This window comes from Paenibacillus baimaensis, assembly GCF_025567575.1.
In genome coordinates this window covers 68,703-82,428 of sequence record NZ_JAOQIO010000022.1, presented here as the reverse complement: position 1 = coordinate 82,428, position 13,726 = coordinate 68,703, and the positions used below count along the sequence as shown (strand labels likewise).

Genomic DNA, 13,726 nt, shown 5'->3' with positions numbered 1-13,726 from the left:
ATTGCGTTTACAAAAAGAAACGGGAATTCAATTACCGTTATTAACAATTATTCAGTTATGTGATACAATTCTTTATACGACTTTCACTGTGTCACCAGTGAAAGTCGAGGATTGTTTTTTTCCAGTCCCTGTGAGACATGGCAGATTCCATAGCGCCAGCAAGGTCTTCTGCCGTGCTCACCACTGTATACTTCTCCGGAAGCAATTTTCTTAACGTTTCCTGGCAAGCTGTGCTTTCCATTACCTTCAGTACTTGTTTAAAATCACTCACCGAACTTCGGCTGCTACCGTGAAGCGTAATTCCTTTCTCTAGCACATCTCTTGTATTGATCGGTACCAGATCCTCGCTAACCCCCATTGCTATGAGATGACCCCCAGGCTTTAGAATATCGATCCCCTGATTGATAGCACTTTCGCTAAATCGCCCGCCTGTACATTCCACCACAATATCAACTTTCTCACCAGATAAGAAATCGTAGTTCTGCACCATCTCTGTCGTTGCAAAAGTAAATTGGTCCACCTTTTCTTGTATGGCTCCGAACACAACTAAACGGTCCCTATCGATTGAATACGCATGATGCAGCATGGCTGCAGTTAAATATCCAACTGGTCCATCACCGAATACTGCAATGCGACCCCGATCCAACAGGTGACTGACGCTTCTTAAGGCTCTGTAAGAAACGCTGCATAATTCCGCCAAAACGGCAATTTCGTCGGGTATGGAATCGGGAATCGGAATCGCGCACTCCTCAGGAAGCACCAATCGGCTTTGCGCAATCCCATCCGTACCGCTTCCCAGAAATTCAGAGTGATAACAATAGTTATCTTCAATCTCATTCCTGCATGCTGGACAACATTCCTCAGGTTCGATCCCGCGAAGTAAATAGCCCGGTAAGTTTGGAACAATGAGTACTCGCTGACCTTCGGAGAGCTTGGTTGACTTGCTTTCGACCACTGTGCCGATCCCTTCATGCAGTAAGGCCATCGGTAATTTTCTGGCCAATACCTCCGGCTTTCTCTGTCCACTAAAGTAACGCAGATCTGCGTGACATATACTCGCGATGGTTGGCTCCACAGCAACTTCATTCTTGCGGATTTCCCTTTCGACTACCAACTCTTGAATCTCACTCGGCTTAGTTAAGCGTAGAGTTCGTGAAGGTACGGTGCCGGTTATTCTGCTGACCACTAACTAAAACACCTCCGTTTATTTTGTAATTATTTATGAAATTTCGAGATTGTACGAGCAACCTTGAAAGAATCATTGGATGTTAAACAAGAATGACATTCATTCCGGAATCCAGAAATTGCTTTCTGTCATATTCCGTAATATCCTTGCCTGTAATTAAAGAATGAATAGTGGAATTTGGCGTAACCGTATGCAGGGATAACTTACCGATTTTGGTGTCGTCGGCAACTACAATTACTTCCTGTGCCGCGTTAATCATTCCTTGCTTGGCGAGAACAAGTTGGGCTTCCGGATGCATTAATCCATGCTTCGGATGAATGGCCGGTGTACCGATAAAAGCTTTGGATACATGCAGCGACCGAAGCGCTTGATCCGTAAACATCCCGTTGAGCATAAAGCTTGAGGGATACAGATCGCCACCGGTTACTGTAATCTTGATACCCGGGGAATCACGCAGCTCTGCTGCGATATTCATATCATTGGTTACAACAGTAATGTTGGAGCGGTAGATCAAATTCTTGGCAATGTGAAGCGTAGTTGTACCTGAATCAATGATGATATGATCTCCGTCCTCCACCATGCTGGCAGCCATCTTGCCAATTCTCATCTTTTGCTCAAGCTGCACATTGGACCTCTCATTAAAGGAAGGCTCGTTATGTGTCAATTGCTCCACGATAACTCCTCCGTGAGTTCTCTTGAGCAGTCCTTCCTGTTCTACCTCCGCCAAATCCCTGCGAATTGTTGCTTCATGAACATCAAATTCCAAGGCTAATGCTGCAACTGAAGCAGCACGATGCTGTCTTACAAATTCAACAATTCTCAATTTTCTTTCAGCAGGTAACATGGTCATGCCCCTTTCAAACAAACATTAGCACGCAAATAAATGTTCATTTATGCTCTTATTTGTATTTTTAAATTATCACTGGTAAACATTTCTGTCAATACTATTTTTAACATTCCTTGCACATTTTTTTTATGATTAGCGCATAATTAATGGTAAAATGAAAGAACAACCTATCTTTGTACAGGTTATATACATGTTCATTTAAGCTCGATAAGCTAAATTAATGTTTGATAATATGCTCTAATATGTTATTATTGATGATATCATTTGTAATCGTTTACAATACTCAATTCACAATCCACCTTCCGGTGATCGATAAGCCGTAATCATCCCTCCGTGAGCCTCCACAATACGCTGGCATATAGACATTCCCAGACCGCTCCCGCCCTTTTCGTGTGAACGGGATTTCTCCATCCGGTAAAATTTTCAATTCTAAACCTGAATTTTTGAATTGATCAAGATCAAAGTGATTGATTTGGCGTAGGAAAATGAATCAAATCCTCAGCATTTAGCTGTCTATAGAATGTGTATAAGAGGAGCAGCAATTAGTCATCAAAAGGGGTATAATTACTAAAATGAAATCTGAAGGTTGTGATACCATGCTTACGCCAGTGAGGCTACGAGGTCGTCTAGTCTGTCTAGAACCCATGACGATTGATCATGTGAATGATCTCTGCAATGCCGCTTCGGAAGATAGGTCGACTTACACTTATACAAATGTGCCATTTGGACTGGAAGAAACTAAACGTTACATAGAGGGCGCTCTAATGTCCTTTGCGAAAGGCCGAGCATTACCATTTGTGGTTCGTCACATCGAAACAGATCGTATTATCGGTACGACAAGATTTCTCGATCTTGAAGTTTTTTCCTGGCCGCCTCCATGGCCACCAGGCGTCGCCAAGGGACCCACGCCTACTGATGAGACCCCGCCGTCAGTGGCTGAAATAGGAAGCACTTGGTTTGCCTCCTCAGTTCAGCGCACTGGTGTAAATACAGAATGCAAGCTGCTAATGCTGACCCATGCGTTTGAATCTTGGCATACGATTAGAGTCACATTAAAAACCGATGCGCGCAACACGCGTTCTCGCTCTTCCATACAACGTTTAGGCGCTACTTTTGAAGGTATTCGCAGGGCACATGCTCCTGCTAGTGATGGCGGTATCAGGGATACAGCGTATTTTTCGATTCTGGCTGAAGAATGGCCAGCGGTACGTACGAATCTAATAGAGCGCCTTCAAAAAGGTTTGAGCAGCGATATTCAAAAGTAATACGTATTACTTTTGAATATCGCTGCTGGTTTTCGGACTAAAGCTTCCCTTATGTACCCCTTATGTTAGGGTGCTGGGTACAAGTTTATTCTACGGGAGGATCGACATGAAGGTCTTGATCCGGCTCCGTAAAGCCCCAGTGAGTGAAGGTGACCTCGAAGCCAGCACGGGTTGGTGAACAGGTATAGGGACCGGCCTGATTTCCGGTTTCGTACGGAAAACGCGCTACACGAATCGTACGCCAGCCGTGATGCTCCGTCCGTGCCCGGATAATCACGGCATCCTTCATTATAGAGGCGCGTAGTGTGACCTCCTCCCCAACCCACTCCGGCACAGCTGCTAGCGACCAGTCTGAATAGCCATCGGTTACGACTACAGAAAGCTGGGGAATGCCGTCGTTGATTTCAATCCCTGTTTTGATCCATTGCTCCGGGCCATGATACAACAGAATGCCTGCCTGATCGTATAGCTCCGTAAATGATCCGAGTTCAAACGATACCTCCACCGCGGTGTTATCCCATTCCGCCAATAAAGCAGCCCCATCCTCATATTCAAAACCATATAAAGTCTTTTTCCAAAAGTCTTTTCCCTTTTCAGGCACAACCTTAAGGAAATCTCCTTCTTTCCGGGAAGACAAAGGTAAATTGATCCATGTTCCTGCATCCCAGTCCATTCTCTTCTTCGTCATCATTGTGGTCTCCTTGTTCTCCTAATATTCAACTATACAAAGATAAGCTGTATGCTGGCCTCAGCAAGGATACAGCAAAAGCTGCACCTTAACCATATACGATACCACTGTACGTGGAAATATGATACCCATTCTCTCCATGAGTCGCAGTCCATTTTTCGAAAGCTCATTCTTCCTGTTATGCTGTTTAAACAGTCTTGGACCCTACCCCATACTGGAAGTATGTTGGGGTACACTGCACATACAGTTCAATTCCCACATCAGCCGCAATTTGCTCAATCTCCTTGTCGCCAAACATCTCTCCTTTCTCTCATCAGAGCCAGAGCCTATGATTTCTCCAAAGTAAAACGCATCGCCAGATTCAACCAATCGAGAAATCATTCACTCGGACTTTCCGGTAACCTATTTGCAGCAAAATGCGGAAAAGGTCCTGTCAACGATTCTAAACCTCTTAGGATTTTTTTCGTATCGCTCATGTGAAGAATCCTTCCCTATCTTCTTATCTCATAAAAAAGAGGCAATTCAACAGTTTGAGTGTTAGAATTACCTCTCGACGGCTGCAAGTACTTATCCATTTGATTCTTACTTGCTCAAAGCAGTAACAGCTTCGTCTATAATTTGGCTAAAAGCGATGGGTCCATACCCTGCGAACCATTTGGCGGAATCCTTGACTACATACAAATGATTATTTTTTACAGCCGGAAGGGTTTTCCAAATAGGATTTTGCTGCAGTTCCGACCACACCCTTTCATTGTCGGCCCCATCACGAACGAGCATGAAAATATGATCAGCCTTCAGATCGGGCAGTTTTTCCATTGAAATGGTCGCAATCGACTTTTTAAACTCAATCCCCATTGCTTTATAGTCCGGCTCCTTAAGTCCAACGTTCTCATACAACAGACTGCCGAAGTAGGTCATTTTCCCACGATTTTGTTCCTCAATTCCAACAACCGACAATTCTTTACCACTAACCCTTACAAAGGCTACCGTTTGGTTACCTACAATCTTGGATAGTTTTTCTTTGGCTTGTGCGGCTTTATCAAGAAGCTGCTTGACCACGACATCGGCTTCTTTTTCTTTACCTACAATTTTGGCTGTGTCACGGAACCACTCCATGGCATCCAGATAATTCTCCTGCAGCACCGTCGGAGCGATCTTGTTGAGCGAATCATACGTTTTCTCATGAAAGCCTGTGTTGGCAATAATAAGATCAGGCTCGGCTGCCAATACAGCCTCCAGATTCAGTTCATGTGCCAGACCGAGCGGCTTAACACCTTGCAGTTGGTCCTTCAGATAAGGCAGAAACTCCGTTCCTGTCTGAGTGACCAACGCGTGAGGCTTGATGCCAAGTGCGAGCAGATGATCCGCATGGGCATATACCAAAGCAGCTATTTTTTTGGGCTCGGCCGGGATCTTAACATCACCCAGCTTATGCTTAACTGTACGCTCCTTGGGGCTATCCTTCTGATTCGGAGCTGCTGTATCCTTATTCTCAGGCAGCTTCACTCCTGCATCCGTCATACTTGGCCCCGTGCCCGCAGTTCCGCACCCCGTGATGATCCATACCATCGTTAAAACCAGAGCTGTAATCAGCAGCCAATGGCGTTTCCCTCGATGTACTTGTGTATCGAACATGCTGAAATCTCCCCTTTTCATCTGATTGACATTGATTATCATTCACAATTATAACGATTACTCAGGGAAGAGCCATGAACAATTATGACGGATCACATAGATTATTGTGACACGAACCATTCCACAACCTCATCGAGAATGCATGCATGCGATAACGAGGTGTAACAATTCCATGAGGAGGGGTCATCCTGAATCCAGTACACCTGCTGTTTTTGCACAGCCTTCATCTTGTTCCAAGGCCCGGTTTTCAGCGGCTCGGCTGCCTTACTTACATCGGAACAATCCCTGTTTTGTATAATTAAATAATCAGGCTCATACCTGTCCGTTATAGCCTCAACAGTCATTTCCATAAAGTGATAAATACCGCTAACTCCCTCCGGAGGAGCCAACTGCAAGTCGCCATAAATAACCGCCCCGGCATTACGGCTTCCATATACGTAATATTTGCCACCGCGAATGACGAGTATTAGTACTTTGTTAGAGGACCCCATATGCTTTTTGAGTTGACTGCGGGCCCGCTCGGCTTTTGTCTCGTAATTGCTCAACCATTCATTCGCCTGCTTTTCCTTGCCGATCACTCTGGAAACCGCTTTGAAGTGTCCCCTCCAGTCCATCTGGAAAAATGGAATCGTAATCGTAGGAGCAATGCTGTTTAATCGTTCCGCTTTAAGCGGATCAACGTATTCGCTGGTCAGGATTAAGCTTGGCTGCGCATCCGCTAAAGTCTCCAGGTCGGGATTAACATCATCCACATGGGTAGCTGCAGGTAAATGGGCGGTAATCGGATTGGACTTGATTCGGGGTGAAATATAGGGCTCAACACCCAGCGCTAGAAGATGCCCGGAATATGGAATGAACAGCGAGGCTACTTTTTTCGTACGACTGTAATTTTTTACATATACAGTGGGGGCGGAGCCTGCGTTTTGCTTGAATTTGCGGCTAAAATAGAATTCATCGTTAAAACCGACGCTCTGTGCAACATCTCTGATGGAAGTGTTGGAAAGCACGAGCATACGCTTGGCATGTCTCATACGAATCTCCGTCAAATAATCCACAGGGCTCTGCCCGTTCCGCTTCTTGAACAACCGTGAATAATACTCGGCACTCATCCCGGCAATTTGCGCCAGCGTTTCGCGGGTTATCCCCTCCCGGTAGTTGCGTTCCATGTATGCCATCGTACGGGATATCGCCTCTTGAGCATCCGGTTGGCTGCCAAGAAAACCTTGCTGAACAATATCGAGAAGCAGCTCCTGGAACCATATATTCGCTTTGAGCCTGTCCCATGCATTCTCCCGCTGCCGATGCTGTATCATATTGCGCGCAATTTCCTCCAGCCTGGAGCAGGAAGGAACACTCACGACCTGACGGCAAGGAAGCTCCCCGTGTTGAAGGCGGGTTGGCTCAGATACATCATATACATGGAAGGTAATCAGATAGATTTGAACCTCCCTGATCTCTTCCGTACTTGCCTCCAACAGGACTCCCGGTGACAGTACAAGGCAAGTGCCACGACTCATGCTTATGCTGTCTCCATCAATTCTGCACACGCCCCCGCCTCCGCTTACCAGCAGCAGCGTGTGTAAGGTGATAATACTTTTGCCCAATCGGCCATAAGCTTCCGTATTCAGCAGACGAATCTCTTCAAGCTTGTATAACAAAGAATCCACCGCAGACACCTTTGACTCCTGATCATGCATCACAATCACCATCCCATACTTCCCAATATGCCATAAACCGAAGTCGTCCTTAGGTTGATTTACGTTCATTATAAGTTTGTTTTCCGTTCCTATTTCTTGTAATGCTCCAAGAGCAGCTGCACTTGCTTCTCCATTTGTTTTTCAATAGAGAGCGGATCTCCAGGAAGGAAATCATCGACACTGACAGGGATGACACGATTCCCCTTGACGACGGACAGGCTGCGCCAAACCGGTGCATTTTTGAGTTCGTTCTCCAGTTTGGAATTATCACCGTTCTGCCAATCGTAGACGGATAGGAAAACATAGTCGCCCATATATTCCGGCAGCGCTTCAAGTGAGACTTTTACATATGACGGCTCTTTGTCCATGATCGCCTCCTGAACCTTGGGCGGTGCTTTCAGCTGCAACGAATTATACAGGCTAAAGGTGCCACGACCGAAGAGGTTTCCGAAAATCATAATTTCTGACTTCGGCCACGCTTCCATCACTGTAAATGTAACATTTGAACCGATGACTCCAGCTAATTGTTCGCGATACTGCATTACTTTCTTCTCATACTGCGCAATCCACTGCTCCGCTTTCTGTGGCTGACCCGCGACATTGGCTACTTCTTTCAACTGGTCCAACATCGTTTTGGAGCCGTATTTCAATATTACGGTAGGGGCGATTTTGGAGAAAGCCGCGTAATTCTGGGTCTCCTCATTAGCATTTTCCTGCAAGATAATCAGATCTGGTTCCATACTGAGCGCTTTCTCCAGCGAAATCGTAGTACCCAGGTCTTCAATACCTGTGGTCAATCCAAGCGGTTTCAGGAAAGACGATTTCTCAAATTGGCTCAGCTGATTCGAAGTCGCACCAACCGGCTTTACTCCTAACGCCAGCAAATGCCCCATAAATTGGTTGACGATGATCCGTTTCGGATGCGTTGGAATCGTTACTTCATGTCCTTGATAATCTCGGAACACACGCGATTCTGGTATTGTCGACGACGATGCTTGTCCGCTACCAGTTGTAGCCTGTACAGAACTCGATGCTATCTCCACACTTGAATTTGCGCCGCAAGCAGCCAATAGCATGCAGAGCAGCACGCAGACAACAAACGACTTAGCAATTTTGGATGACGATTTCATGGTAATTCTCCTATCGTACTCTTATTAAGATAATGATTGTTAATATCGATAGAGCTTGCTTCTTACCCTTTTCGTAAATCTGGCATTATGTCCTTGAACGAGCCAGCAAATAAAGAAAATAAGGTGCGCCAATGATTGCCACAACAATGCCTGTCGGGATTTCAGACGGCTGTAGAATCTGACGGCCAAGCGTATCTGCCGTTATAACCAACAGCGATCCCACTAGCGCCGACGTCGGAAGCAACAATTGATGCTTGGGTCCAACCAGACGCCGCGCCAGATGCGGTCCGATAAGTCCTACGAACCCGATGCCTCCGCTTACAGCGACACACGAGGCGGCGAGTCCAACTGCAGCCGACAATAGCTTCAACTGCTCTCTTGATACCGATGCCCCCAGTCCGACTGCCATTTGTTCTCCCAAATTGAGCACGTTCATGACCGAAGCTTTATAGAAAACATACGGCAGCAGAACAACAATCCATGGCAGCAGCGATAGCACGAACTTCCAATTCGTTCCCCATATGCTGCCCGCCATCCAAGTCGCCACAAATTGATATTTATCAGGGCTCAGCCGCAGCATCAGCACGATCATCGCCGCACTAATGCCCGCCGCAACGGCAATTCCCGTCAGCAACAGACGCGTTGGCGACAAGCCCTTATGGCGCTTGTACGCAAGTGAATAGATGAGCGCAGCTGTCAGACCCGCTCCCACCAGGGCAAGTACCGGCAGCAGAAAGACAGGTGCGGCGGCTGTCGTCGGATAGAACGAGATAAACAGCATCACCATTAATCCAGCCCCGGCGTTAATACCAAGAATTCCTGGGTCTGCCAGAGCGTTACGCGATATTCCCTGCATTACGCAGCCTGATACGGCCAATCCTGCACCAATCAGCACGGAAATCACGATCCGTGGTAAACGGAAATCGAACAGAATCAGATTTTGCTTATTCGTCCCCCAACCAAACAACGTACGAATCACATCCATCGGGGAAAGCCGGATAAATCCCATATTCATGCTAACCAAAAAGGCAATGACAATCAGCATGCTGAGTATGGACAATACCAGAATACCGCGCTTTCTCTTCCTTTGTTCGACAGTTGAAACCGATACGATATCCATCTATAGTTCCCTCCTTTCCTTACGTGCCAGATACAGGAAAAAAGGTACCCCGATGAGCGCGATGAAAGCCCCAATCGGTGTCTCATAGGGTGGATTGATCATTCTTGCTCCCAGATCAGCGAACACGACAAGCAAGCTTCCCAGCACCGCCGAGCAGGGAATAATCCAGCGGTAATCGACACCAACCAGCTTTCGTGTTAGATGGGGAATAATGAGCCCAACAAAACCGACAGCACCAACAACCGCTACCGCCGCTCCAGCAAGAATAAGTACAATGACAGCACCGGCCAGCTTGACCCATTGCGTTCGTTGCCCAAGTCCGCGAGCGATATCTTCTCCCAGACTCAGCATCGTGATCGAACGAGACAAGGCAATCGCCCCTACAATGGCAGCAGTGACCCAAGGAAACATAATTTTCAGTTGGATCCACTTCGTCCCTGCCACACCACCTGCATACCAAAATGCCAGGTCTTGACCGATTTTGTAGTAAAGCGCAATCCCTTCACTGATCGCACTAAGCAGCGCGCTAAGCGCAGCACCTGCCAAAACCAATCGTACAGGTGTCAGTCCACCTTTTGCCAGCGAGCCAATGCCGTATACTAACCCTGCACCCATACCTGCACCTAAAAACGAATACATAATCAAGTACATAAATGGCAAGCCCGGGTAAAAAGCAAAGCAAAGCGCCAGCATTAATCCTGCCCCGGCATTCAGCCCGAGCAGGCCCGAGTCCGCCAGCGGATTACGAGTCATCCCCTGCATGATAGCCCCCGCCACAGCAAAGCAAGCCCCGACCATCGCGCCACCTAGCACTCGCGGGAGACGCAGCTCCTTAATAATCTGATGTTGAGTGAGATCAGGTTTAAAGTTGTAAATTGCCTCCCACACAACGAGTAAATGGATATCGGCCGCACCGAGGGAGACGGATAGGCCTATGCCCAACACTAATGCGACCAACCCACCTGTCAATATGAAGGTTGCCGTCCACGGTCGACTTCGAAACCTATCCGCAGAGGGTGAAAATTGTTTTTGCTTCGAAATATGATGTTCCATTAATTTACTCATTTGTTCCACCTTAGCTATCCTTTCGAGAAATTAGACCTCAATCCATGGAAGAACATCCGGTTAATCTATGACATTGATTCTCATTATCATACAATACTTTTTAATTTGATCATATATAAAATCAAAATTTTACTTTTTTCTTCAAATTCTTAATCGATTTACTATGACTTTCTATTAGTCAAAAAGAGAAGCTTGTCCGTCTCACCCCGGACAAGCCTCCATACCTTTGGTATAATTATCCTTCCTCGGCCGCCAAGCCAAGTGCACGATTCTTCTCTTTAAACCGCTCATTGTGGGAGGATACGTATGCCACCGTAGGAGCTTCTGGATCCATGTACAGCTTGGCACTATTGAGCGCCAGCACGCCGTCTGTAAACGTTCCTGCGATCAGCCTGACCTTACTGTCAAAGGTCACGAAGTCGCCTGCACCGAAGATGCCCGGGATGTTGGTCGCCATTTTCTCGCCTACGGTTGCATTCCATTCTCCCATGTTGAGATCCCAATCACGAATCGGCCCAAAATCACTTCTCATCCCATGATTCACGATGACAGCATCCACCTCCAGCCGTTCGCACTCCCCTGTTTCTACATGCTCAATCGTCACCTGATCGATACTGTCTCCGTTACTGCTGTGGAGTGCTTGCATGGCATATGGCGTACGCACGTTCACAGAGGATTGCTTCATCCTGGACACGTTTCGTTCATGGCCCCCAAAGCTGTCACGTCGGTGCACGACGGTTACACTCTTCGCAATCGATTCCAGTTCATTCGCCCAGTCCACAGCTGAATCGCCACCCCCGGAGATCAGCACTCGTTTCCCACGGAAGACCTCCAGCTCTTGGACCGTATAATACAGGTTGGTCACTTCGTATCGGTCTGCTCCTTCGATCTCCAGCTTCGCCATCTTGCGAATGCCATAACCGATTGTCAAGATAACCGTTCTTGTATGATGCCGTTCTCCACTTGCAGCAGTCAGGATAAAGGTACCGTCCGACTGTCGTTCAAAGCTTGTAATTTGCTGACCGAGTACCATTGTTGGCTCAAAGGTTTCGGCTTGCTCAATTAATTGGGCGATCAATTTCTCGCAGCGAATCGGTGTGAGGCCCCCGACATCCCAGATGATCTTCTCGGGATAGGTGAGCAGCCGTCCACCCAATTGATCCTGCGCTTCAATCAGCTTCGTCTTCAATTCACGCATACCACTGTAAAAAGTCGTATATAAACCAGCAGGCCCTCCACCAATAATCGTGACGTCATAAAGTTCCAATTGTACGTTCATCATTTGCCTCCAGATTTGTTTTCGTATTTAGATGGATTCATGCTCCAAACTGAGCCCGATGCAAGCGGCTGTATATACCCTGAGCAGCAATCAGTTCCTCATGCTTGCCCTGTTCAGCTATCCCCTGTTCGGCTACAACGATAATGCGATCCGCGTTTTTAATCGTAGCCAATCGATGTGCAATCACAAGTGTTGTACGTCCCTGTGAAAGCTCAGCAAGTGCTAATTGAATGGCAGCTTCGGTTTCAGTATCTAAAGCGGATGTCGCTTCATCCAAAATAAGAATAGGTGGATTTTTCAGGAACATCCGTGCAATGGAAAGCCGCTGCTTCTGTCCGCCGGACAGCTTCACACCTCGTTCACCAATCACCGCATCAAGTCCGTCCTTTTGCGACAGAATCATTTCCTCCAGCTGCGCCCGGCGTGCAGCCTGCCAAATTTCGGATTCGGATGCGTTCAGCTTGCCATAGGCAATGTTCTCACGGATTGTACCGTCAAACAGGAACACATCCTGCTGCACAATGCCAATATGGGAGCGCAGCGATTCCAAGGTCATTTTGCGAAGATCGATGCCATCTATTGTAATTGAGCCTTCGTCGACATCGTAGAAACGTGGCAGCAGCGAGCACAACGTGGTCTTGCCTGCGCCTGACGGACCGACTAGCGCAACAGTTTCCCCAGCCAGAATGGAAAGACTTACTCCACTCAGCACCTTCTCTTTATGCTCATAGCCGAAGGTTACCCCGCTGTAGCGGATATCTCCTTTTACCTGAGTAATTGCCTGCGCATCCGGCGCATCATCCACATCCGGCTCGGTCTCCAGCAGCTCCAAATATCTTTTAAATCCGGCAATCCCCTTGGGATACGTCTCGATCACGGAATTGATTTGCTTAATAGGGCCAAGAAACACATTCGACAGCATGACAAAAGCGATAAATTCCCCATATGTCATCCGGTTCTTAATGACAAACCATGTCCCGCAAACAAGCACAAACAAGGATACACCTTTCATCAAAATAAAGCTGATTGACGAGTTCCACGCCATAATTCTATAGGTGATCAGCTTGGTCATGCGAAAACGGTTGTTGTTCTCGGCAAACCGTGACATTTCATGCTTTTCATTGGCGAATGCCTGAACGACGCGGATTCCACTAACATTGTTCTCTACTCGCGCGTTATAATCAGCAATATCCGCGAACATGCGTTTGAAGGCAGCTGACATCTTGCGGCTAAAAAATAAAGACAAATAAATCATAATCGGGACGATGATAAAGGTTAACACGGCTAGCTGCCAGTTAATACTGAGCATAATGCCAAACGCTCCAGTGAGCGTCATCACCGCGATAAATAAATCCTCCGGTCCGTGGTGGGCGATCTCCCCTATATCCATCAAATCGTTCGTCATCCGGGAAACAAGATGCCCCGTCTTATTGTTATCAAAGAAACGGAACGATAGCTTCTGTACCCGGTCAAACAGCTTCTTACGCATATCGGATTCGATGCTAATTCCCAGCTTGTGTCCCCAGTAGGTCACCACATAATGTAATGCGGCGCTGACCAGATAAATCCCAAGCAATCCAAGGCAAGCATACAAAATCCACTTCCAGTTACCGCTTGGCAGCAAATCGTCCACCATCCGGTTAACAGCGATAGGAAACGCCAATTCCAACAAAGCGGCCAATATGGCGCAGGTGAAATCTAGAATAAACAAGTTTTTATAAGGACGATAATAAGCGAAAAAACGTTGAAGCATACATACCCTCCTCTATAACAAAATTCCTGTAACAGCTTAGCCGGTATTGTGAAAAAGACCG

At 47.0% G+C, this 13,726-nt stretch carries 12 protein-coding genes; 1 reads left to right on the top strand and 11 read right to left on the bottom strand.

Annotated elements, in window-relative coordinates; genetic code table 11:
• Positions 1 to 91 precede the first annotated feature (91 nt).
• The 3 genes from OB236_RS08895 to OB236_RS08885 form a co-directional block, all read right to left on the bottom strand.
• Entirely contained in the window at positions 92 to 1,186 is a 1,095-nt protein-coding gene (locus tag OB236_RS08895; RefSeq protein WP_262683645.1) for an alcohol dehydrogenase catalytic domain-containing protein, read from the bottom strand.
• 82 nt (positions 1,187 to 1,268) lie between these two features.
• Complete coding sequence (locus OB236_RS08890) at positions 1,269 to 2,030, bottom strand: DeoR/GlpR family DNA-binding transcription regulator (RefSeq protein WP_076236177.1); 762 nt, start codon at positions 2,028 to 2,030, stop codon at positions 1,269 to 1,271.
• Positions 2,031 to 2,321: 291 nt separating this feature from the next.
• Complete coding sequence (locus tag OB236_RS08885) at positions 2,322 to 2,444, bottom strand: ATP-binding protein (RefSeq protein ID WP_262683644.1); 123 nt, start codon at positions 2,442 to 2,444, stop codon at positions 2,322 to 2,324.
• A gap of 185 nt (positions 2,445 to 2,629) precedes the next feature.
• Between OB236_RS08885 and OB236_RS08880 the strand changes: the two genes are divergently transcribed.
• Positions 2,630 to 3,298, top strand: coding sequence for a GNAT family N-acetyltransferase (locus tag OB236_RS08880; protein ID WP_262683771.1), 669 nt, complete (start codon positions 2,630 to 2,632; stop codon positions 3,296 to 3,298).
• A gap of 85 nt (positions 3,299 to 3,383) precedes the next feature.
• Here the strand turns inward: OB236_RS08880 and OB236_RS08875 are convergent, their stop codons facing one another.
• The 8 genes from OB236_RS08875 to OB236_RS08840 all read right to left on the bottom strand — a co-directional run bounded on the left by OB236_RS08875 (position 3,384) and on the right by OB236_RS08840 (position 13,665).
• Positions 3,384 to 3,986, bottom strand: a complete 603-nt coding sequence (locus OB236_RS08875) for a DUF1349 domain-containing protein (protein ID WP_076236753.1) — start codon at positions 3,984 to 3,986, stop codon at positions 3,384 to 3,386.
• Between the two features lie 582 nt (positions 3,987 to 4,568).
• Positions 4,569 to 5,621, bottom strand: coding sequence for an ABC transporter substrate-binding protein (locus OB236_RS08870; protein ID WP_262683643.1), 1,053 nt, complete (start codon positions 5,619 to 5,621; stop codon positions 4,569 to 4,571).
• A gap of 101 nt (positions 5,622 to 5,722) precedes the next feature.
• Entirely contained in the window at positions 5,723 to 7,387 is a 1,665-nt protein-coding gene (locus OB236_RS08865) for an AraC family transcriptional regulator (RefSeq protein WP_262683642.1), read from the bottom strand.
• Between the two features lie 20 nt (positions 7,388 to 7,407).
• Complete coding sequence (locus OB236_RS08860) at positions 7,408 to 8,448, bottom strand: ABC transporter substrate-binding protein (protein ID WP_262683641.1); 1,041 nt, start codon at positions 8,446 to 8,448, stop codon at positions 7,408 to 7,410.
• Positions 8,449 to 8,533: 85 nt separating this feature from the next.
• Complete coding sequence (locus OB236_RS08855) at positions 8,534 to 9,568, bottom strand: FecCD family ABC transporter permease (RefSeq protein ID WP_262683640.1); 1,035 nt, start codon at positions 9,566 to 9,568, stop codon at positions 8,534 to 8,536.
• Complete coding sequence (locus OB236_RS08850) at positions 9,569 to 10,621, bottom strand: FecCD family ABC transporter permease (RefSeq protein WP_408638432.1); 1,053 nt, start codon at positions 10,619 to 10,621, stop codon at positions 9,569 to 9,571. It lies immediately after the preceding gene.
• Positions 10,622 to 10,868: 247 nt separating this feature from the next.
• The gene (locus tag OB236_RS08845) at positions 10,869 to 11,912 is read right to left on the bottom strand and encodes an NAD(P)/FAD-dependent oxidoreductase (RefSeq protein ID WP_262683638.1); all 1,044 of its coding nucleotides are present in this window, start codon (positions 11,910 to 11,912) and stop codon (positions 10,869 to 10,871) included.
• Positions 11,913 to 11,949: 37 nt separating this feature from the next.
• A complete protein-coding gene (locus OB236_RS08840; protein WP_262683636.1) occupies positions 11,950 to 13,665 on the bottom strand; it encodes an ABC transporter ATP-binding protein in 1,716 nt (571 codons plus the stop codon).
• Positions 13,666 to 13,726 lie beyond the last annotated feature (61 nt).

Excerpts from the sequence above, each read along its gene's own strand:
- OB236_RS08890 (WP_076236177.1), bottom strand. The coding sequence starts at position 2,030 with ATGTTACCTGCTGAAAGAAAATTGAGAATTGTTGAATTTGTAAGACAG.
- OB236_RS08885 (WP_262683644.1), bottom strand. The coding sequence starts at position 2,444 with ATGGAGAAATCCCGTTCACACGAAAAGGGCGGGAGCGGTCTGGGAATG.
- OB236_RS08880 (WP_262683771.1), top strand. The coding sequence starts at position 2,630 with ATGCTTACGCCAGTGAGGCTACGAGGTCGTCTAGTCTGTCTAGAACCC.
- OB236_RS08875 (WP_076236753.1), bottom strand. The coding sequence starts at position 3,986 with ATGACGAAGAAGAGAATGGACTGGGATGCAGGAACATGGATCAATTTA.
- OB236_RS08870 (WP_262683643.1), bottom strand. The coding sequence starts at position 5,621 with ATGTTCGATACACAAGTACATCGAGGGAAACGCCATTGGCTGCTGATT.
- OB236_RS08865 (WP_262683642.1), bottom strand. The coding sequence starts at position 7,387 with ATGAACGTAAATCAACCTAAGGACGACTTCGGTTTATGGCATATTGGG.
- OB236_RS08860 (WP_262683641.1), bottom strand. The coding sequence starts at position 8,448 with ATGAAATCGTCATCCAAAATTGCTAAGTCGTTTGTTGTCTGCGTGCTG.
- OB236_RS08855 (WP_262683640.1), bottom strand. The coding sequence starts at position 9,568 with ATGGATATCGTATCGGTTTCAACTGTCGAACAAAGGAAGAGAAAGCGC.
- OB236_RS08850 (WP_408638432.1), bottom strand. The coding sequence starts at position 10,621 with ATGGAACATCATATTTCGAAGCAAAAACAATTTTCACCCTCTGCGGAT.
- OB236_RS08845 (WP_262683638.1), bottom strand. The coding sequence starts at position 11,912 with ATGAACGTACAATTGGAACTTTATGACGTCACGATTATTGGTGGAGGG.
- OB236_RS08840 (WP_262683636.1), bottom strand. The coding sequence starts at position 13,665 with ATGCTTCAACGTTTTTTCGCTTATTATCGTCCTTATAAAAACTTGTTT.